The following is a 21,105-nucleotide window of genomic DNA, read 5'->3' on the forward strand; positions in this document are numbered from 1 at the left end:
ATCAGCACACTTTAACTGTATCAGCTACAGTACAAAAAACTGATTATAATCATACTAACTTCATGTCACTATATTTAGCATCAGCAAGCTCAGGTCAACGACTTAAGATTTTTAAGGACTTTAGTGTTAAGGATACAAATATTAAAGATTTTAACCCTCTAGAGGGTAAAACTATGATGATGGAATTTATTCCTGATAATTCTCTTCCTTCTGTTATTGGGGCAGACTTTTGGGCGACAATTGAAGAAAATGTTATAGATAGAACTTTAACATTTAAAGTAGTGAACAGAGAAGAGCTAGATTATATACCTTATATATTAAAATTAAAAATTCATTCTCTAGACAATGCAACATTTAATATACAACCGTCGCCATTTGCTTCAGCAAATGATTGGTATAATTGGTCTCGTGTCCTGTGTAAGATTAAAAACCTAGAATATAGAAGGACTTTTATAATGACGAGTGAAGGTCAGTACATTATGAAAACTTGCTGCCCTAGCTTAAATAATGTTCCAAGTATTATGGAAGCTGAATTTTATAAAAAATTAAGTAGTTTAGAGGAAAAAGCAAATATGGTGATAAGACCTCCTCACCAGATAACGCCGTATTCAAAAAAAATACTAGCAGATATTGAAGAAAATTTGAAAGAAAAGCCTTCCGAATTAATACAACAGGATGTGAAATTATTAGAGAAGAACTTTAGCGTTCCCAAGTCAACACTAGTATCTGTTGAATTAAAATCTCAAAATGGTGTTATCCAACGCATACTAATAATTGAACATCAAGGATGGTTCAATTATTCTAGTTTTAAATTCGAGTTTATTGATCCAGAACAAAAGAATGATTGGAAAAATAAAGTTAAAACTCAAGGCGAAATTCAATTGGGCGTTCATGGGAGAACTTTTAATCCAGAGGATTTCTTTAATCATCTAGCTAAACTGAAGTCTGAAGGTGAGTTTAACATATTTAATATGATTGAGAAGCTCATAGAAATTAAATCAGAAGGTCTACCAACTGTTAAGACGAATATACAAATTAATTTTCTAGCTCCTAAAGGGGTCGTGCAAGAAATTAAAGTCCTTATTCAAGAAGCAGATGACGATTATAATATAATGGAGAAGCTATTAGAAGAAAAAAATTATATTGAAGCTATTCCATATTTTGAAAAATTTCATTTATATGAAGAAAACTTGGCCTATGGATATGCTTTGAATGGACAATATGAAAAAGCAATAAACTTAGCAGATAAACTAATCAGGAGAGATTTATCTACTGTTGCACATATGACAAAAGGACTTGCCTTAGTTGGAAAACGTGAGTATTATCTGGCATATGAGGCTTATCTTTTAGGTGTTAACGCCTGTAAAGCTGAATGGTATCCAGTAGCAAGGGATAACTTACTTAAGTTTATGGATCTTAAAACAATTGAATTAACAGGCGAATTACAAAAAGTTGTAGATCTATTAAGTATTAAAAAAGCACCTTTAAAGTTAAAACAAAACTGTTACTGTGGCAGCAAGAAAAAGTTTAAAAAATGTCATGCGAAAGTTACAACAAACTAATAATAAAAAAGAGCAACTATTAAAGTTGCTCTTTTTGTTAAAGAAAATTAAAAATTTTATAGGATTATAGGTTCTAGAAATTTATTAATTAGACCAGGTAAAAGAGTAATGAAATTAATGTGCATTGAAAGGACGAGAAAAATGCTACCAGAACTTAATCCTCAGCTCATACATGACTTTAGAAAAAAGGTTCATGAAAATAATAACTTCGTATGTCAATATTTTGTTAATTTTAAATCTAAATATGATGAGGAAGGCAAAGATGTTTGGAGTAAAATCTGTTCATGTATGGATTGGTTAACAGTAGCTATAGAAGGTATAGAAAGACCAAAAATCAATAAGAATATGAACTGTTCATCTTTGGAGTTTACTCATTTCTTAGTAACAATTGACATGATTATAGAGGCTATTACTCACTTATGGATGGCTATAGGAGGAGCAACAAAGTCTAAGCAGCCATATATCGAAGATAGGAGTATATTTCAAGCAACGGAATTTGATAGAAAATATACAGATGAGAAATACATTAAGGAAATTAGATCGTGGTTTGGAGTCCATGCTGTTAATGGAAATGAGGTTCAGCTTGATGGTTTTAAAAAAGGAATTCGCTTTTTTAGTAGTTGGTCAGGCTCTTCCGATGGGAAAAGTTTTTCCATTCAATTATATTCAAACAATCGAAGTGCTGAAGAAAAGTACGGAGGGACAAAAAAAATTGAGGTCGATTGCCTTGTGAAGTTTGCTGCCTTAAGGTATAACACGCTTACACAGCTTATGGATGAAATTGACCTTCTTTACAGCAATGTTAAAAAAGAATTGCAGAAGTTAAGAGTACAACTAGATGACAGTAAATCTGAATGCGCCCAATTGCAGCAATTATATAGCCAAGCTAAAGAAAGAAAACTAACAAGTGAACATTATGAGGATGATATCCTCAAGTATATTTCGTTTTTGGAATGTGATTTAAATGAGCTTCAGGAACGAGAAAGGGAATTAGTTTCTGATTATCTTCTTGAATTAAAGAGAATTATACCTATATATAAAAACATCATTCAAGAAGTTGACCATAGAGAATTTGATGTTTTTGAGAACTTACATATGCGCTCGCAAATTTATGCAGATAATTCGTATGAGTTCTCTAAAACGCTCGAATATGCGGAAGGACATAGTCTGTACGGATCTGGGGACATCACATTAAGAACTCTAATTAATAAAGGATTGTTACCGGAGTACAGTGTTCACCTATCAGGTTCATGTTTATCATTATTAATTCACGCACTAGATTATAAGCACAATAAAATTCACCCAAAAAAAATCAAAAAAAGTAAATTCGTCCAAATAATAGATGACATTTCGTACCCTTCCGTTCTTATTACACGAAAGAATGGTAAGGTAATAATAACTGAAAAATACAATAACGATATTAAAGATTTAACGAAAGAGGACTCGAAAGACAATTGGAAATAACTTCAAAATGTAATTAAATGGGCCATTAAACTTTAACACTTGTTCATTCTTATTTATGGTAATCTAATGAGAGTCAATAAGAAAAGAGTGATCAACGTGGAAGAAAAACAGCAACAAGAAATAGATCTTGATAAGATTTATGATTACAATGAATTTCCAGATAAAAAAAGTGGTCGTTGCGATAATTGCAATTCAGCTTACTTTAAAAGTTCCGTAAAAGGTGGCATTTTCTTACGTGAATGCCGCGAATGTGGCATGAAGAAAAGCATCTAGTTATTTGAAAAGGATAAAAGGGACAAACAATTAATTAAAGATTTTGGCTTGAGTGGTCATCATGCCCTCTATCGTCATAAAAGATACTTAAAGATATATATAAATACATGGGGGAACAATTATGTTTAATTTCTTACTGGGGGTTGCAGCTGAACAATCTAATTCTCAAGCTACTGAACAAAAATTTACTGAGCTTGAAAACGGTATTTATGAGCGTATGCAAGATGTTCAAGATATGACTCATACTATTCAAAGTGATCAAATTACATTTTTAAATGATCAACTTACAAACTTTTATACAATTATCAGTATTGCTGTTGCCATATTAACTGTTCTAGGCAGTTGGGCCATTACTTCTATAAGAAACGCTAACAACAAAGCTAAAGAGCATATGAACAAGGCTGAAGAGCATATGGAATTAGCCACAACAATGATGGACAATGCCCAAACTCTAAGCCAGGAAGCAAAGGAGAATATTAAACTTCTTCAAGAAGAACAAACGAATTTAAGGAAATTACTAGATTCTAAGGATTTAGATGATAAATTGATTACTTTAGAAAGAACAGCTGAAATAACTTCAAGGTTAGAAATGCAGGTTAATGCTACATCTAATTTACAAAGAGCCAAAACGTTTCTTGAAAAAGCATTAGAAACATATACAAATAAGGATTTTAAAAAGTATTGGGATAAAGATAAAGCAGCCAGCGAACAAAGAAAAGATGGCTTAGCTGCAATTGATCGTGTTAGTTTTCTAACTACTCAAATGCTTCAAGAAATAAACCTCTTTGGAAGTAATCCTCAATTCTTTAATAAGAAACAGGTGCATGCTGAAATAGAAAATGTACTAGCTGAAGCAAATGAAATTTATAAAGACGCTACAAATTTTTATTATGAATATATAATGCCCCAGCTAGAACGTATATGGGAAAAAGGAGATTGAATTAATCAATCTCCCTTTTTTATTTGCTGAGAGGACGTTGCCAGAAACTTTTAGTAAGTGGACGTTGTGAAAATTGTAATTCAGCTTAATTCAAAAGTTCCGTAAAAAGTGGACTTTTTCAGTGCCCTCCCTCTTTGGTATCAATTGTACCGTCTCGGTTCGCGAGTACGTGGTTTTACTTCATAACCTTCCTCACCCTTACCAGTGTCTTTAATCACTATATTCCATCTGAAATTTTCATCATGATGTGGAGTTGCATAAAAATAATAATACGTAGAATTATCCCCTAATCCTGCCAGTTCCTGATCAAACTCCACATCAGAATAGCCGTTATTTTCTAGGTACTCAGTAAGTTCTCTAATTTTTTTCCTAAATTCACTCACACTAACAACCCCCTTATTTAATTTTCCACCCTTTACCGTAAATTTTAGCTAGTTGTTGGAACGAATTTTCACTGTTTGTTACTGCTACAGGCGTCCCTATCTGTACTTTATCATATAGTTTAATAATTTCGTTGTTATACATACAAATACAACCACAATTTCCATAGCCGCCAATCCTCAATATATAAAAAAGAGCACATATTCTATAACCATCTAATCATCACCTACTGCGGTAGATTTTCTTTTTTGTCTATCAAGGTAAACATGCAACCTTACTGCGGTAGCTACTTAGTATCAAAAGAATAACTACTTCGTTTGGTAATCAGTATCTACTTCGTTAGTGATACTGCGTTAATACAGGCTTTATGTACGTATTGAAGCCAATCTTGGAATTTGTAAGGAAGCTGAGCCGGAGAGGCGAAGGGGGCGACCGGATGCACGATTTTGAAAAACTCTATACATGAAATTCGAAAAAACATAAAAATAAATGACAATAAAAAAAGCCACTTATATAGTGGCTTTTTGCTACGTTGAAGATTGTTAAACAGTTCATGTGTTATTCCCAGTATAATTGTAACATATATATTATCTACATCCAAAAATCTTCGTAAGTAACAGTACTATCTAATTTTTTTAGAAAACGTAGAATTTTTGTTGCTGTTGTTGAAGAAGGTAAATAGTCCTTATCAGAACAAACTCGACTCACAGTACCTTTACTTAACTTCGTTTTATTAACCAATGTTGTTTGACTAATTCCCCTCCTATCAATCCATTTCCCTAACTTACTTCGTTTTTTACCCAGCGCAAACCATTCCATTATAATTACTCCTTCTCTTCTAATGGTATTAATATGGTGGTCAAAAGTTCATTTTTTTAAACTTTGTTTTAAGTTTTTGAAAAAAGTTGCAAGTAATTAGGAAAGTTATCCAAGCTACTAAGCATATACTCAATTAAGAGGTCAGAACGAGACGCCTTTTAGAATAATGTCGATATTTTTGTCATAATCATATAGCATGAATACAGTTAAGACCGCCTTATACACTAATACATAATGGGCGGTCTTTGTTGCGGATATGCTATGATTTTAAACATTTTATATAAAAAGAAGAAGATCCTGTTTGAAAACAGGATCTTCTTCTTTACACCGATAAAAAACGTAGATGTCAGTATGCTGAAATTCTTAAAACGCTTAACCTTTTTTAGTATAGCATCCGCCTGAATAATATATCCACCATTTATATACGAACTAGATGAATCAGTTGGACGTTTACTTAACTACTGAACCAACGTGACATAAAACCTTTTTTCTTTATGTCCTTCTCACGTTCATTACGTTCTACGAGATTTATAACACGATCAAATTTTTCAGACATAAAGTCTAGTTGGTCTTCTTTTTCTTTGTTTTGGCGTCTTAATTCTACATTTTCATCCAATGCTTTTTGCGTTAGCTTTACTAGCTCATTAAATTCCTGTTTGCTCACTGTATTCTCTTGGATATATGTCAGTTTGTTAATAACCTGTTCGAGAAAAGGTTGTAAAGATTCTTCTTGAACTGTTGTCGCAACTTCTTCTGATACACTCTGTATCAGATCCGTATCAGTTACCTTTGAGTCTTGACCGTCTATTGCAAATGCAGCCGCCTTCGCTAAACCCTCATCCTCTTCTTTAATCCTCTTAAGCATCTTGTACAGAACTAATTCATCCGTAGGGCTATATAGGCGCATTCTTTTTTCGCCTTTTCTAAAAACATAGCCAGCTTCCTCTAATACCCTTGAGTATTTTCTTAACGTACTTTCTGGCATATCAAATATTTTCGCTACCTCTGAGGGTTTCTTATATTTACTCTTACCTACCTCAACTTCAAAGGCATTGTCCATAAAAACCCACCTCTCTCCCCTTTAATATTATCTGACACGCATCTGATATCCTTCAATAATCGATAATTTTTTAACCTTATTTAAAAGGAATCAATTTTTCTTATTTTTCACGGGTATCAGATAGCCTATCCTTTATGTATCGGATGATTTCATCACATTTATTTATTTAAACACACCAAAAACAGCTCTGCAATCAATCCGCACGCTATGTATCAGATCGCATCAGATACTTCATCCACTTATAACGCATCAGATACTTTCATCTGATATATCAGATCGTGCGTTTCATAAAATTATCTGACACGCATCTGATATCCTCCAATAATCGATAATTTTTTAACCTTATTTAAAAGGAATCAATTTTTCTTTTTTTTACAGGTATCAGATAGTCTATCCTTTATGTATCGGATGATTTCATCGCATTTATTTATTTAAACACACCAAAAACAGCTCTGCAATCGATACGCACGCTATGTATCAGATTGTATCAGATACTTCATCCACTTATAACGTATCAGATACTTTCATCTGATATATCAGATCGTGCGTTTCATAAAAAAATACGATAATCTTATCAATTAAGTTCAATTAAAGATAAACTTAATTCTATCATTCTTCCCCATAAGTTTAAAAGATTAAGAGAATCTATCATTAGATTACCTTAAGTTCAACTAATGACTATTTTTAGTTCAATATAAGTTCAACTCATTAGAGTATTTAACATATCCGTATTTTTTGTAAATTAAAGCAACACAAAATAAAGCTACCTATTTTAGAAATGGAATTTCTGTAAATAAGGTAACTTAGTTAATAAAAATATAAATTTTCATTGTCTTAAATATCCGTTGACTTCAGTCAACAAATTAACCCTAAAGGTTTTTCAATTTTTATTAGATGTCAATATACTGACAAGAGAACCCACTTAATGACTTATATCATCTTTAGGTGTTTTTTTAGCCTTTAGGCTTTATATGTTTATTTAGGAAAAAGTGGGATCGAAAAGGTTCTTTAAATGCTGATTTATCTGAAATAACGATTTAATTTTATAGAAAAATTTGGTTTATATTTCATTTTAAAGCTACAACAGCACAAGTTACTCATTCTGTCAGTTTATAAATTTTTCAATATTGAAAGTGTTTCTTCTGCCTTGGATGCAACAACACATTTAGACACTGCTAGTTCAATAAACATTGATACAAGATTACCTCTCATTGCTACGCAGTCATAAACGGTGAAAAAACGAATTATTTCTCACACGCATATACAACCGGCACTTTATCCATTTTAACGGTTTTGGCCACAATATAACGACGATAGCCATCTTTTAAGACCTTCGAGCCTTTCTCAATCGTTAACGGCTCATCTAAGTATCCTGTACGCTTCACAAAATCAATGACCTTTTGCGTTTTTTCAGGGTTTGGGCGTGTCTTTAAGAATGCTTCAGGAACGATAATCTCCTCAAAGCTTACGACATCCTGTGTCCCTTTTGGATGAGTTGGTAGCTGCTTCTGTTGTGGCGCAGCCTTTTTCTCTTGAACAGGCGTTTCTTTCGCTTCTGACTGTACTGTTTCAGCTTCCTTTTTCTCTTCTTTTGCTACAGGCTGAGAAGCAGGAGCTTGTTTTTCTTCCTGCTTGGTAGCTGCAACCTCTTGTTGTGCCTTAGAAACCTCTTGTTTCGCTTCTTTTTTATCGTTTGACTCATTAGCTTCTTTATCGTTTTTATTCGGGAGAACGGTGATTTGAAAGCAGATGATACCAATTTCCCCAGGGCACTCGTCAATGGGAATATCTAACGTTGGTTCTCCTTGAACTAAGATTTTTTCATGCATAATACTCTTTTTTGTCAGTCCGGTTTTATTAAAGGCTTTCTTGGCAACAAACACGGTATACGAAATAAAGGTGCTCTTTTTCAGACCTTTAGGCGCAGAAGGTGAACCTTTTTCACGCATATCAAAGGCAACGTAGCGATCGTATTCTCGTAAGGGACCTGTCGCAGATCCTGTTAGTGTCATTTTATGGGGCATAGTGAACTCCTCCTACATAGATTTATATATTAATTATTTAGAACATGTTTCTAAATAATAATACTCCTGCTAAACCTCAGCTTCCAAGGGATTTCTTCACTTTTTATATGTTCTCCTGTCGTGCATATAAACAGAAATTATGCACATACTTTTAGTATGGACTTGTAGCTCAATGGCAGAGCAGCCAGTCGTATTACACTATACAACTTGGTTTCTTGCAGGTTCAAATCCTGCCAAGTCCTTATTATCTTCTGACTACTTTTAAAAATTAAGAAGCTGGTTCCTTTAAATTAGCATGTTGGTGCAATAAATCCTGTTCCTTAGGTGTTAATGCTTGTCCTAAATCTTGTTTCAGTTCAGCCATTTCTAACGAACTGTACGTAGAACTGTGCTCTTGGAGTAAGGTTTCTTCTTTAGGCGTTAGTTCTTGCCCTAAATCTTGCTTTAATTGAATCATTTCAAGCTGTTGATCCAGAGAAATAGCTGCTTCTTGTGTAGACTCTTTTTGCTCCTGTTCAGCTTGTAACCAAGCAGGAACGATTTCCTTACGGATGATCTTTTTAGGCGTAAATAGCGCTTTTGGTTCAGCTTCAGTATGTATGTCTGACTCAGATGATTGTTCTTCTGTATTTCCTTTTAGTAGATTGCTAAATTGATTGTAAGCGATTTGATAAACTAAACGGCACATTTCATCCAGTGATAGGGGAGTACCCTTATGATTCGCCTCATGGATATATTTATCTAAGCCTACAATGGCTGTATAAGCGACTTCATGAACTTGTTCTTTCACAATCTCAATCTCTGTATCTCGTTTTACTGCTTTTGCAGCATTTTGAATACGAGCATAAAAGTCTTTAAGTTGATGACCATATTTACTTGCATACACGTTATTTACTTTTTTAGGCACACCTTTGATATAAGCAAATGCCTGTGAAGCAGATATTAAATGATTATTTAAATGATTTTTAGGTAAATCAAGGTTAATAAAGGGGGACGATGCTTTTTCGTCCTCAAAGCTTGGTGTATCAACGTTTTCAGCACTTTCTGGACTTGTCACAGGAGTTGTCACAGGAGTTGTCATTTCTTCTTGTTGAAGCGTTTGGACACCTGTTGTGTCATGGTCAAAAAAGATTTCCTCACAAATTTGATCAAAATTCGTATGGCTTTTAAGGATAAATACATAGCTATCAGGATGAGCACCTGTTGTATCTTCTTTGATATAACGTGCCACAATCATAAACGGTGTTTCCTTTAATGATTTTACAAAGCGAGAAACGGTACTTTGGGATACATCAAATTTTTGCATAAGTGTTTTTGATTGGATCGCTTGAATGCCTGTAGCAACAAGGTTATAAATCACGTAATCTAACATTTCCATCCGTTTTTTAGGGAATACTTTATGTAGAGCTACTTGTTGTTGTTTAAAGTAAGTACGAAGTGTTTCTAAAAACGATTCTTTCTTTTTACGAAGGGTCGGTTTTTCTTTCCATAACCATGTGAACCGTCCATTGAAGGTATTTACATCTTGTAAATAGCAGGTAAAGAGCTTTGTCATTTGTTCATCTTCTCCTTTAAGGAACACAAAAAAGACACTGTCTCCCTTATGAAAGGAAAACAATGCCGTGATTTTGATGAACTAAGCCCTTGAAATAGATGTCAATTTCATATAAAATAAACACATAAGTTTTATTTTATAAAAACTAACTCTATTAACAAGAGGCTTCGACAAGTGTTTTTCCTACCGTAACTAGGAGGAACGGTTTAAGAGTGTCCGTACACTACTTAAACAGTTGAAGTCTTTTTTCTATCCGCACGTTTTTGTTAGTTTTATTATAGCGTTAAGTAGTCTTATAATTCAATAAAAATTAGCAAAATATATCAAAACAAGTATATTTAGCTATGAGTGATCCTGTATTGCTGTAGGAATCACCTTTATCATATATGAGTTTTTTAGAGTAGGGGAGGGGAAAAAAGTTTCCCCTCCTCAAGTGTTCTAAAGTATGTTATAATTTTATGTTTTAACAATATTGGAAATTTAATGATAAGAATATGATATAAGCAGCTTCTATTTATGAAAATAGAGGCTGCTTTTTTTGTTAATGTATGAGGGGAAATTCGTCCTATTGGAAAATTAGGGATTGCAAGTTAATCTTAAGTTAAACTAATTTATTTATATTTACAAATCAGGATAATTATAGATATCGAAGAGAGGAGTAAACTATATGAGAGTGTTGAAAAACAATGTAGTTCCAATTCTTATATCTTTCCTTATAGTTGGTTTAGTTTTTACTGTTTTGTTTATAGTGAAAGGCTTTTTATTACAGCTTATAGGAGCAGCATTAATTATTGTGGGAGTAATCTTTTGTATCTTTTGCGGCTTGTATATGTTGGGTTATATATTATTGGGAGTAATAGGAATAGTGGCTCCTTTAATTGGTGTTTTATTAATAATTGGAATATTTATATGGATTTTCTAAGGGGAATATATGAAAAAATGAGTCTTAGGAAGCTTATTTAGTGGTAAAAATAGGAATAAAAAGAACAAAATACATTTATATGTAATTGTTAAACAATTATTTAGGTCTAAGGAATCCGCAAAAAGACTTCTAGAAATGTAAAAAAAAGGCACTATGTTCTATTTGATAATGAATAATTGTTTGATAAAATAAACCAAACGAATGTTCTGTTTGGGCATGAAAAACGGGGAGAAATATATGAATAAAGTTATACTTTTTAATTTTAATGGGACTATTGTAAACACAAAGAATTTGGCAATTGATATTTTTAATGAAATTGCAGAGAAACAGGGCTATAAAAAAATTAGTGAAGAAGAGGTTCCATTTTTAAGTACATTATCAATACGTGATCGATGTAAGACACTTAATGTACCTATATATAAAATGCCCCTTGTTGGAATTGCAATAAAAAGAAGATATCAAACATACATTCCTAATTTAAAACCTGTACTTGGAATAAGTGAAGTTCTTAAAGAATTAAAAAAACAGGATTATAAATTAGGTTTTTTAACAAGTAATAATCAAAATAAAATTGATGAATTTTTGATAAATAATACGATCAACAGCTTTGACTATAGTCACTATTCATTTAACCCTTTCTCTAAATCAAAAGACATTTCATCTTTTCTAAAAAATAATAGATTAAAAAAAGATGAGGTTATTTACGTAGGTGATGAATTAAGAGATATTAAAGCAGCTAAAAAAAATGGCCTTTTTTGTATAGCAGCTTCTTGGGGGTATGATTCAATAGAGCTTTTAAGCACAGGTAATGCAGATTTTGTGGCAAAGCAACCAAAAGATATTTTAGACATTTTGTCTGGCACTTAAGAATGTTATTTATATTTGTTTTTAATTTACTATTTGCCATTATTCTGTTCATTACTCAACCTAAAGAAAATGAAGCAAACCGATGGATGATTACTTTTGCAATGTCTGGGGGGATAGGTGCATTATCAGAAGCCATATTGACTGACATTATACCAGGTGTACATAAATTTGGAGTTGAGAGTATATCCCATATATTATTTACAGCACATATCTATTTGCAATTTTTAGGTGAAGTTATTTCTCCCTATGCTATTCTAATGTATTCAATTGTTTATTCACAAATAGTTAAAGGGAAAAGGAAAAAAGCTTTAGCTTATGTGCTTTCTTTACCAATGGTTTTTATGATATTTTTCACTGACTTTCACCCAGATATAGATATTAACTTTCGCATCCTTTTAATTTGGTCTGCTCCATACTTTTTGATTGCTAGTTTTATTATGTTTTGTACATGGCGTGACGAGATAAATGTTTATCAAAGAGAGCAAAAGTTTCGAGTCTTTATTGTGCTCGTCCCTGCATGGTTAGGTGTATTTATATTTAATTACGTTCTTAGGGCTATTGATTCACAGACAGAGTTGTTTCGAATTGTACCTATGTTTTTCTTCGGGGCTTATATATTCTTTATTGGATATATCTTTCTAAATGGTGCCTTTGGAATTAAGGTGAAAGTAGAACAACAGCAAATATTAGATAAGTCCATTCAAATAATGAATGGGGGAACAGCTGTATTAAATCACACTATTAAGAACGAAATAAGTAAAATAAAGTTTTTCTTTAATATTGCTCAAAATTCTATTGAAAAAAGAGATCTAGATGAGGCTGAGAAAGCAATTGATTCAGTTTTTTCTGCAATTGAAGGGATAGATAACATGGTGGATCGTATTAGAGCAAAGACAGAAGAAATTGTTCTGAAAGAAACAAATGTAGAAATGGTAAACTTAATCACAGATTGTGTACGTGGAGTAGAGAAAATTTTTAATGCCAAAGGTATCGAAATAAAAACTGAATTCACAGTTGATACAATATTATATGGTGATCCAATTCTTTTAAAAGAAGTAGTAAACAATATCTTAAACAATGCTATGGAAGCAATTGTTGTGACAGAAGGTTTAATTCATATTCAAATGTTCAAAATGAAAAATGGTGGAATTAGTATTGAAATTACTGACAATGGAGTTGGGATCTCTAAAGAAGAATTAAATCGTATTATGGAACCCTATTTTTCTACAAAGAAAAACATTAAAAATCATGGTTTAGGACTTAGCTTTTGTTATAAAACAATAAGAGCGCATGATGGTGAACTTTCAGTACATAGCGAAGTAGGAAAAGGGACTTCAATGATTATTAAACTTCCTAAATCTAGGATGATTTCTACAAAACTTAGCTCATAACCAAATGGGAGGTAAATCTACATGAAAGATAAAAATATAAAAGTAATTCTAGTAGAAGATGATCCTTTTTGGCAAGAAAATATATCCATGTATATTGAAAAAGAAGCAGATGATATTGAGGTTATAAAAATTGTAGATTCTAAAGAGAAAGTTCTAGAAATTGTAGAAAATGAAAGTCAGATTGATATAGTTCTTATGGATATCAATTTAACAGCAGCTAATCTTGATGGAATTGAGATTATTGAAATATTGAGTAAGCAAAAAATCAAAGCAATCGCACTTACTTCAATTAGTGAGCAAGATGTTATTGTTGACTCCTTTGAATCAGGAGCAGTTAATTATATAAATAAGAGTAGTATTTATGATATTATCTTGGCTATACGTGAAGCAGTTGAAGGTAGGAATCAAATACACTCGGATGCTGCCGGAGCTCTATTAGGGAAAATGAGAGAAGAAAAGAAATTGCGTAGTCTTACATCTTCTGAAAGAGAAGTATATAACCTTGAAAAGAAAGGTTATAAAAAAAGCGATATTGCTGAACGTCTATATAAAACTATAGATACTATAAAAAAACACTCTCGGTCATGGAGACGGAAACTAAATGCTTAAAAGGGATCTTAGTATTGATACTAAGATCCCTTTTTTTGTTGAAATTAAATTAAAAAAGCAAAATAACTTTTAAGTATAGCACATTCTTTTGTATTTGAGGAGGGGAAAAAAGTTTCCCCTCCTGCAAACGAATAAATTCCTATAACATATATTTAAGGATTATTTATCTGATATTGAATGAATGAATTTTGTTAAATATTCTTTCGCTTCAGGAGTTAGATTATTAAAATCTTTCAAGAACGACATGTGATTAAGTAAAAGGTTCTCTGCTATTTCAATATCTTCTGGCGCCATAGTACTTAGTATGATATTAATTCTTTCATCATTACGATCGAGGAGATTTAAATCTAAATTCTTAGTAATTTCAGAAGGAAGTACATCGTATAAAGTAATTCCTAAAACCTCACAAATCTTTATCATTACTTCAAAAGAAGCAAATCTGTCTCCACGCTCAATACCACTAATTGTGGTTTGAGACGTATTAGAGAGCTTTCCTAACTCGACAGAAGTTATTTTAAGTTCTTTTCTATAATCTTTTATTTTTGTACCTATATACTTCTTTAATTCATTCATATTATCTACTCTCTTTAAGTTTTTTTTTTAATTTTATCAAAGACTGAAAGTAATGTGAAATCAACAAATTAAACAAAATTAGAAAAAATATACGAATTTGGTTAAAAAGTTATTTACAAAATATCCGAAAATGAATATAATGTAATCAAGGAGGTGCTGGAAATAAAGACCATACGAGAAAAGAGGTTAGAAAAGAAATGGAGCCAAACTTATTTAGCTCAGTTATCAGGAGTCCCGCAACCCACTATTTCTCAAATCGAAAATGGGACTCGTCAATATCCAACGTTTGAAAATATGAAGAAAATCGCAGAGGCATTGGATCTTAGATTAGAAGATATTTTCTTACCAGGTCAGAAGGATATGAACTAAGTTTTTAAATACTTAACAGCTTAAAGGGGCGATGAACATGGAAGCACAAAAGCGACTAGCATTCTATGATATATCAGATGCACGGGCGAAAAGTGCCAAAACCTTTGATGGAAAGTTGTATACGTTAAAAGGAGGGGTAGCTGTAGAAAAAGGAACGGGCGATGTCAAACGTGTAGCTGATATTTATTATGAAGTACGCTCAGTAATGGATCAGGCTCATACCATCGTCGCCAAGCGCAGAAAGAAAGATGAGGAATTGAAGGAAGTTTTACAAAAGACCTGCTAGTTCTTAGATGCAGCATACAAGCGATTTTGAAACGTGCCGAGAGCACGAGTAAGGGAACCTTGACAATTACATATTGCGTGCCTCCCCTAAAGGGATCACAAGGGGATTAAGGTATACGATAACGATAAGGTTCGATGAGTGCGTCCTAAAACTCATCGGTGATCTAGTAATAAAACAGTGACGGTGTATCCATGATCTGTGAAGAGTGATGGCGTGAGGGTAAATCCGAAGAAGCGACAACACTCCAAACAGTAGATACACGAGGTTCTTCGTACATGCCGAAAACGTTGTGCATTATTGGGCTTAGTGAAAACTATGCATGCCAATATAGGGTTTGCCCTTCCAGCCAGAAACGGGTATATAGTTCCTTTCATAGCCTTGAAAAGACAGAGATGATCGCTAAACCTATGGTTAAATATTACTCTCGGTAGGTTTCAGAATCGCTTGTTATGTCTGAATATTAAGAACAAAGGAGAATGGTTATGAAAAACAAAAAATGGTTACTTTCTGCGGTGGCAGGAATCGTTGTGGCTCTTGGAATAGGCACAGCGTTTGTCTCTTCCCAAAATTCAAGTGAAGTGAAAGGAAATGGTGAACTAGAAGAATTAAGTCCTCTTCAAATGAAGAAATTTATGAAAGAAGATGGTACAGGATTTATTATGTTCTCTTTTAATAAGGAGAATCGTGATTTATACATGAATGATGTCAAACATGCGATGCAACAAGGGAATGTTGAAGGAAAGGAGTTAGATGGTCATCATCCTAAATTTGATGGTTCTAAGAGTCAAAACGACTATGGATTAGATCAACATGCTGACACTTTGGCTGTCTATAAAGATGGCGAATTAAAACAACAAATTGAGTTAGATGAATATGATCCATCGCAGTTAGAAGCAGAACTTTCTCATTTTATTGAAACATCCAAAGAACTGTATTTCGAAGAATAAGAGATTTGCTTTGAAAGGTGGTGGTATCTTGACGATCTCCCAAAAGGAATTAAAGAAATCAAAAGATCTCGTGGAAAAGTTACTAAAAGTGAATGGAAACAAATACAATGACTGGCTACATCAACAGCACCAACAGTTTATTGAAGAAAATCAAGATTTAATTCTTCAAGCATTAAGCGCCTTTACAGGTCAAGAAGAAGATGAGGAGGAGAAAAGAGAACCAAAAGTAAATGAACAAGTTTCTGTAAGACCAACAAGTATTCCCGTAACGCAAAATTAACGAAAAAGAGGAGTGAAAAACATGTTAGATTTATTGAATAGTGTTGATGTGACGCAGCTAACCTCTCATTTAACCCTTGGGGCTGCCGATGGTATGTCAGGATTAATCGAGAGTGGAAAGTCCATTATCAAATGGATGCAGCGTATTGCGATGGTGGCGGCAGCTCTTGCCTTTTGTGTGGGTGGTTATCACTTAATCTTAGGTGGGGAACGAGGTCGTCATAAATGTATCGCATGGTTTGTTGGGGGCGCAGTTGGGTTAGTGGTTGTTATGGGTGCTTATGCATTAGCTGAAGGTGTCAATACAAATATCCGATTCGGAAGTTAAGAAAGCTATACAGTCGATTGTATAGCTTTTTTCTATGCTCATTTTTAGACGAAAGGAATGGAGAAACATGCTGTCTGTCATGTTTATAAAAAGTGAAACGAAAGAGTTAAAGCCATTTCAAAAGTTATCAATTCCAGAAGCATGCGAGATAACAGAAACATTAGAAACACAGTATCGACGTACTAGGAAAAAGGCTTATGCTGATTTTTTTATCCTTGATGAGGAAGATCAAGAGGTATATGCAGGAACGTTTTCCATTGGATCAGGTCTTGCTCGTCATGTAGTCGATCATATTAAGAAAAAGTTAATCTCTTTAAAAATGGATGATATACAGGAAGCTCGAAAGAGAAGTTTTCTTGAACAACTTGAAAAGGAAGTACCGGACCATCTGAAAACAACAGATGGTTCCTCTTCTTTAGAGGATGCAACAGAAGATTATGTGCAAATGAATCAAACGTCTGTCCTTTCTACTCGTAATCGGAGGATGATTTATGGAGGGGGCATCTTATCTCTTATTATCCTTTCAGCAACGTGTTTTTCAACAGTAGCTACTTCCCAAGATCGAGCTGAAACGATTCAAGATTTACAAAAACAAGTCAAATTGGAACAAAAAATAACAGGGACATATGAAAAAGCACTCTTAGGGGACTCAGAAGGGGCTTTAAAACGACTTTCCTCTATTAATGAACAAAGTCTCACGAACGAACAAAAAAACGTCTACATGAGCCTTCTCATCGATCAAAAAAAGTATGAGAAAGCTATTAAGCTTCAGGGAAACCATCCAGAAGCAGTGGAAAGTATGATTTCAAAGAAGGGGGATGTCAATGCGTTAAAAGAGTTTCAACAAACGTTTCCTTCTCCAAATGGAGCATTTGATCTTGCCTATCATGAACAACGATGGGAGGACATGATGAGCCAATCAGGGGTAGAAATGACAGATAAACGATATGAAATGAAGGCTTATGGATATCTGAAGCTAGATAAAGTGAAGGAGGCCAGAGAAGCAGCAGCTCATATTCAGAATCAAGACTTGAATCAAAAAATAGAAACCTATGAAAAAACGAAAAAGGAGGTAGAAGAAACGAAAAAACAAGTGGAAGAGGAGAACAAGAAAGACAAAAAGGATGAAAACAAAATTAAGTCGTTAACGGAACAACAAAAGAAACAAGAAGAAGTCCTCAAGAACATATAAAAAGGATGTGTTAGAGGTATGAAAACAGTAGGGGGTCATTCTTCTTTTCTTAATTATCGTCTATTTTGTTTCTCTACAAGAAAATGGGGATGAAATTTTTAAATCTTTATATACTCCACTTTCATTCGGAGGTTAGTATTTAAACCAACTAACAAACTATTTCAAAAGAAAGGGTGAACAGCATGTATACACAAACGAAAGTTAAAAACCATAAGCAAGCCTTCGTGGTAGGGGTTGAGTACTATGAAGAAGATTTGTTTCTCGAAATCGAATTAGGCACCTTTTACACGACTCAGCTCCACGCCCAACGTATTGCGAACAGTATCCATAATGTCATTCTTTTGGAAAATCAGATTGTTGTTATCTTTAAGAATGCCGATTCTATCACTCTTACAGATGATTTTCTTAAATATGCGTTCAAGTTTCGATTATGCACGAAACCAACTATGCCACCTCTAGATGTCTCTAAGCTCACTCAACAAGAAAAAGACGACTTAGTTTTTAATGAAGCCTATATGGTGACAGAAGAGGATATGAAAGAGGTACAATGGGACATTAATACGGCCTTTCGCTACCTTCAACATAAGTATGAGGCAAGAGATCAAACGTTTTTTTCTCTTTCATCAAGTGCCTATTATGTCATTCCTACTTCTGAACAGATTGACCAGGAGGGAATGAGAAATGCAACCTAATAAGTCGATCAAATATGTGTTCGCTGAAAAACAAGTACTTATTCCTTTAAGTGCTTGTTTTTTTGTGTCTATTCTTCTTATCTTGAACTTTCTTTTTAATATGATGCGGAACCTTGTTCAAACAACGTTTAGTGATGTATTTGAACCGCAGCCTTTTCATTTGGAAACATCTTTTTTGACAGAGATACATCTTCAACAGTACTCACCTTTATATGGAGCCATGTGTCTAGTGGCTGCCTTATTAACGGCTAAATTTGCTTATAATATTCGATCCAACTTTAAAGATTTAAACCGCAACCAAAAAGGGTCGGGGCGATTTACAACAAGACGCGAACTGAAAAAGCAATATCGAAAAGTACCTGAAAAAACGACAACCTATCAAGGCGGAGGTGGTGTACCTGTTTCACGTATTCAAACCTATGATCTGATTCAAACATGGAAAGAGTACAAAGCTTTAAAGGGAATACAGAAGCTACTCCACACACATCGATTCTTTACGAAGAAAAATTATATGCTGATTGACGATACACCCGTTAATAATTTGATCATTGGGATTACACGATCAGGGAAAGGGGAAACCTTTGTTTTTCCAACGATTGATATCTACTCACGGGCTGAAAAACAACCTTCTTTAATTGTGAATGATCCCAAGGCAGAGATACTAGCTGCTTCGAAGGAAACACTTGAAAAAAGGGGCTATCATATCGAAGTTTTAAATTTACTCAATCCGTTAGAATCCATGAGTTATAACTTGTTGGAAATGATCAAAGAAACGTATAAAGATGGTGATTACTCAACAGCTCAAGCTTTATGTAATACGTTATCCTATACGCTTTACTACAATCCAAATGCCAAAGATCCGTTCTGGCAACAATGTGCCATGAGTTTATGTAACGCCATGATTCTTGCTGTAACGGATAAGTGTATTAAGGAAAAGGAAGAAAATAAAATCACCATGTACACGGTGGCGAATATGTTGTCGGAGTTAGGCTCGAAAGAGGTTGTGATTAATAAAAAAGGAGATATGCAAAATGCGTTAGATTTGTACTTTGATGGGTTGCCAACAGAAAGTGTCGCCAAAATGCAGTATGCGACTTCAAACTTTTCAAAAGGCACAACAAGGGGTGGGATCTTCACCCAAACGATGAATGGATTATCCATTTTTACATTTGATGAAATTGCGAAAATGACCTCTAAAAACAGCGTCGATTTAAAGCGTGTTGGCTTTGGGAAAACAATCAAGGGAACAGCAGCACCCCTTACTCGCTTAGAAATGACCTTTCCAGATGGTCAAACAGAAACGATTAAAACGGATGCCAAAGGGTTATTTGAGGTCAACTTTACAAGTGAAGTAAAGCAAAATGATGAAATTATTCTAGCCGAAAAGTTGAGTGATAAAATTGTTACTTCATCGAGGCTTGAAACCGTTATATCGATTAATAAAATCACGAAAGAAACAGGAGCTACGACGTTTACAGTCGAGAAGCAGCATCCAACCATTCATGTAAAAGAAGTGACATATTTTACAAAACCAATCGCCATTTTCATGGTTACACCAGATTATGATTCTAGTAATCATGTGATAGCGTCGATTTTTGTTCGGCAGTTATATTATGTGCTTTCTAAGAATGCTTCATTGGCAAGAGGAAACAAGTGCCACAGGGAAGTGATTCTAATTTTAGATGAATTTGGAAATATGCCAGCTATTCAAGATATGGCGAATATTATCACGGTTTGTTTAGGGCGAAACATACGCTTCAACTTAGTGATTCAAGCCTATGCACAACTAAAAAATAAATATGGAGATGATGCTGAAACGATTGAAGGGAACTGTGGGAATACGATTTATATTTTAAGCAATAACTATGAAACAGCAAAGACAATCTCGCAAAAATTAGGAGACGGTACGATTAATTCTACCTCTCGAAGTGGGAAAGCGTTATCAACGGATAAAAGTAAAACAGAGGGGGTTGATGGCAAACCGTTATTAACACCCAATGAGTTAATGGAACTTAAAGAAGGAGAAAGTGTGGTTGTACGTGTTGTAAAACGTCAAGATAAAGCACGTCAGAGAATTAAAGCACATCCCATCTATAACACTGGAAAAACAGCGTTGAAATACCGTTGGGAATACCTTGGAGATGACTTTAACACAGATCGTTCCATTCTAGATATTGATATTTCGTCTTTACATGAACAAGTCAATCCAAGATCTTTGGTGATTCATAATTTCTTTCCTTTTCAATCACAAGCTCCATCAGTGGAAAAAGAAGAGGAACTAGCCGACGATCCGTTTCCTTCTCTAACATATGAGAACTATAAAACTAAGACAGTCAAAGAGTTTTTCGGTGGAGATAAGAACGTTTCTATTTCTCTAAAAGAACATTTACCAAAAGCGATGAATAAAACGGTGGAAGAGATTGAGCAGCAGTCCATGAGTGATTTTGAAGAGGAATTAAAGATGTTAGGAGTTAGTGACCGACTCAATAAGAATGTCCACCAACTTCTTCAAACAAAAATAAATACCATCATCAAGAAGTTACAACATGAGATGGAAAAACAAGAAGCCTAA

The 21,105-nt window shown here is 33.9% G+C and carries 23 protein-coding genes and 1 pseudogene; 17 read left to right on the plus strand and 7 right to left on the minus strand.

The annotated features are described in order from the left end of the window. The first annotated feature begins 173 nt into the window (after positions 1 to 173). The 4 genes from MKY06_RS30195 (at position 174) to MKY06_RS30210 (ending at position 4,239) form a co-directional block, all read left to right on the plus strand. Positions 174 to 1,562: a hypothetical protein gene (locus MKY06_RS30195; RefSeq protein WP_340962311.1), complete on the plus strand. Its 1,389-nt coding sequence runs from the start codon at positions 174 to 176 to the stop codon at positions 1,560 to 1,562. A 141-nt stretch (positions 1,563 to 1,703) separates the two neighbouring features. After that, positions 1,704 to 3,026 carry a hypothetical protein gene (locus MKY06_RS30200; RefSeq protein WP_340962313.1) on the plus strand — a complete coding sequence of 441 codons (1,323 nt, stop codon included), beginning with the start codon at positions 1,704 to 1,706 and terminating at the stop codon, positions 3,024 to 3,026. 96 nt (positions 3,027 to 3,122) lie between these two features. Continuing rightward, a complete protein-coding gene (locus tag MKY06_RS30205) occupies positions 3,123 to 3,299 on the plus strand; it encodes a hypothetical protein (RefSeq protein ID WP_340962315.1) in 177 nt (58 codons plus the stop codon). 121 nt (positions 3,300 to 3,420) lie between these two features. After that, positions 3,421 to 4,239 (plus strand): hypothetical protein, encoded by an 819-nt coding sequence (locus tag MKY06_RS30210; RefSeq protein WP_340962317.1) that lies wholly within the window; start codon positions 3,421 to 3,423, stop codon positions 4,237 to 4,239. A 140-nt stretch (positions 4,240 to 4,379) separates the two neighbouring features. Here MKY06_RS30210 and MKY06_RS30215 read toward each other — a convergent pair whose 3' ends face one another. From MKY06_RS30215 to MKY06_RS30235, 5 genes are all read right to left on the minus strand, one after another. Then, on the minus strand, positions 4,380 to 4,622 hold the full coding sequence (locus MKY06_RS30215) for a hypothetical protein (RefSeq protein ID WP_340962318.1): 243 nt from the start codon (positions 4,620 to 4,622) through the stop codon (positions 4,380 to 4,382). A 13-nt stretch (positions 4,623 to 4,635) separates the two neighbouring features. Further along, positions 4,636 to 4,764, minus strand: coding sequence for a hypothetical protein (locus tag MKY06_RS30220; RefSeq protein WP_340962320.1), 129 nt, complete (start codon positions 4,762 to 4,764; stop codon positions 4,636 to 4,638). 447 nt (positions 4,765 to 5,211) lie between these two features. Further along, positions 5,212 to 5,439, minus strand: coding sequence for a helix-turn-helix domain-containing protein (locus tag MKY06_RS30225; RefSeq protein ID WP_308359077.1), 228 nt, complete (start codon positions 5,437 to 5,439; stop codon positions 5,212 to 5,214). A gap of 454 nt (positions 5,440 to 5,893) precedes the next feature. Next, positions 5,894 to 6,499, minus strand: a complete 606-nt coding sequence (locus MKY06_RS30230; protein WP_340962321.1) for a hypothetical protein — start codon at positions 6,497 to 6,499, stop codon at positions 5,894 to 5,896. A gap of 1,244 nt (positions 6,500 to 7,743) precedes the next feature. Then, positions 7,744 to 8,523, minus strand: coding sequence for a plasmid stabilization protein (locus MKY06_RS30235; RefSeq protein WP_340962322.1), 780 nt, complete (start codon positions 8,521 to 8,523; stop codon positions 7,744 to 7,746). 158 nt (positions 8,524 to 8,681) lie between these two features. Here MKY06_RS30235 and MKY06_RS30240 point away from each other — a divergent pair. Continuing rightward, positions 8,682 to 8,765, plus strand: a pseudogene (locus MKY06_RS30240). 26 nt (positions 8,766 to 8,791) lie between these two features. Here the strand turns inward: MKY06_RS30240 and MKY06_RS30245 are convergent. Further along, the gene (locus MKY06_RS30245; RefSeq protein ID WP_340962323.1) at positions 8,792 to 10,078 is read right to left on the minus strand and encodes a replication protein; all 1,287 of its coding nucleotides are present in this window, start codon (positions 10,076 to 10,078) and stop codon (positions 8,792 to 8,794) included. Between the two features lie 667 nt (positions 10,079 to 10,745). Here MKY06_RS30245 and MKY06_RS30250 point away from each other — a divergent pair. The 4 genes from MKY06_RS30250 (at position 10,746) to MKY06_RS30265 (ending at position 13,867) form a co-directional block, all read left to right on the plus strand. Next, a complete protein-coding gene (locus MKY06_RS30250) occupies positions 10,746 to 11,000 on the plus strand; it encodes a hypothetical protein (protein ID WP_029325376.1) in 255 nt (84 codons plus the stop codon). A 237-nt stretch (positions 11,001 to 11,237) separates the two neighbouring features. Then, positions 11,238 to 11,867, plus strand: a complete 630-nt coding sequence (locus tag MKY06_RS30255) for an HAD-IA family hydrolase (protein WP_029325375.1) — start codon at positions 11,238 to 11,240, stop codon at positions 11,865 to 11,867. A gap of 86 nt (positions 11,868 to 11,953) precedes the next feature. Then, entirely contained in the window at positions 11,954 to 13,258 is a 1,305-nt protein-coding gene (locus MKY06_RS30260; protein WP_218813136.1) for a sensor histidine kinase, read from the plus strand. A gap of 21 nt (positions 13,259 to 13,279) precedes the next feature. Then, complete coding sequence (locus MKY06_RS30265) at positions 13,280 to 13,867, plus strand: response regulator transcription factor (protein WP_340962327.1); 588 nt, start codon at positions 13,280 to 13,282, stop codon at positions 13,865 to 13,867. Positions 13,868 to 14,026: 159 nt separating this feature from the next. Here the strand turns inward: MKY06_RS30265 and MKY06_RS30270 are convergent, their stop codons facing one another. Further along, entirely contained in the window at positions 14,027 to 14,440 is a 414-nt protein-coding gene (locus MKY06_RS30270) for a helix-turn-helix domain-containing protein (protein ID WP_051390591.1), read from the minus strand. A 153-nt stretch (positions 14,441 to 14,593) separates the two neighbouring features. Between MKY06_RS30270 and MKY06_RS30275 the strand changes: the two genes are divergently transcribed. From MKY06_RS30275 to MKY06_RS30310, 8 genes are all read left to right on the plus strand, one after another. Next, complete coding sequence (locus MKY06_RS30275; protein ID WP_035439574.1) at positions 14,594 to 14,809, plus strand: helix-turn-helix transcriptional regulator; 216 nt, start codon at positions 14,594 to 14,596, stop codon at positions 14,807 to 14,809. A 37-nt stretch (positions 14,810 to 14,846) separates the two neighbouring features. Beyond that, positions 14,847 to 15,095 carry a hypothetical protein gene (locus tag MKY06_RS30280; protein ID WP_029325370.1) on the plus strand — a complete coding sequence of 83 codons (249 nt, stop codon included), beginning with the start codon at positions 14,847 to 14,849 and terminating at the stop codon, positions 15,093 to 15,095. Positions 15,096 to 15,577: 482 nt separating this feature from the next. Then, entirely contained in the window at positions 15,578 to 16,042 is a 465-nt protein-coding gene (locus tag MKY06_RS30285; protein WP_340962329.1) for a hypothetical protein, read from the plus strand. Between the two features lie 28 nt (positions 16,043 to 16,070). Beyond that, positions 16,071 to 16,322: a hypothetical protein gene (locus MKY06_RS30290; RefSeq protein ID WP_218813134.1), complete on the plus strand. Its 252-nt coding sequence runs from the start codon at positions 16,071 to 16,073 to the stop codon at positions 16,320 to 16,322. A gap of 21 nt (positions 16,323 to 16,343) precedes the next feature. Further along, positions 16,344 to 16,649 (plus strand): hypothetical protein, encoded by a 306-nt coding sequence (locus MKY06_RS30295; protein ID WP_057275462.1) that lies wholly within the window; start codon positions 16,344 to 16,346, stop codon positions 16,647 to 16,649. A 67-nt stretch (positions 16,650 to 16,716) separates the two neighbouring features. Beyond that, on the plus strand, positions 16,717 to 17,841 hold the full coding sequence (locus tag MKY06_RS30300) for a hypothetical protein (protein ID WP_340962332.1): 1,125 nt from the start codon (positions 16,717 to 16,719) through the stop codon (positions 17,839 to 17,841). 182 nt (positions 17,842 to 18,023) lie between these two features. Beyond that, the gene (locus tag MKY06_RS30305; RefSeq protein ID WP_340962334.1) at positions 18,024 to 18,533 is read left to right on the plus strand and encodes a hypothetical protein; all 510 of its coding nucleotides are present in this window, start codon (positions 18,024 to 18,026) and stop codon (positions 18,531 to 18,533) included. Then, the gene (locus MKY06_RS30310; protein WP_340962335.1) at positions 18,523 to 21,105 is read left to right on the plus strand and encodes a VirD4-like conjugal transfer protein, CD1115 family; all 2,583 of its coding nucleotides are present in this window, start codon (positions 18,523 to 18,525) and stop codon (positions 21,103 to 21,105) included. Before MKY06_RS30305 ends, MKY06_RS30310 begins: the two co-directional genes overlap by 11 nt.

This window comes from Priestia sp. FSL P4-0332, from assembly GCF_038005845.1.
Taxonomy (GTDB): domain Bacteria; phylum Bacillota; class Bacilli; order Bacillales; family Bacillaceae_H; genus Priestia.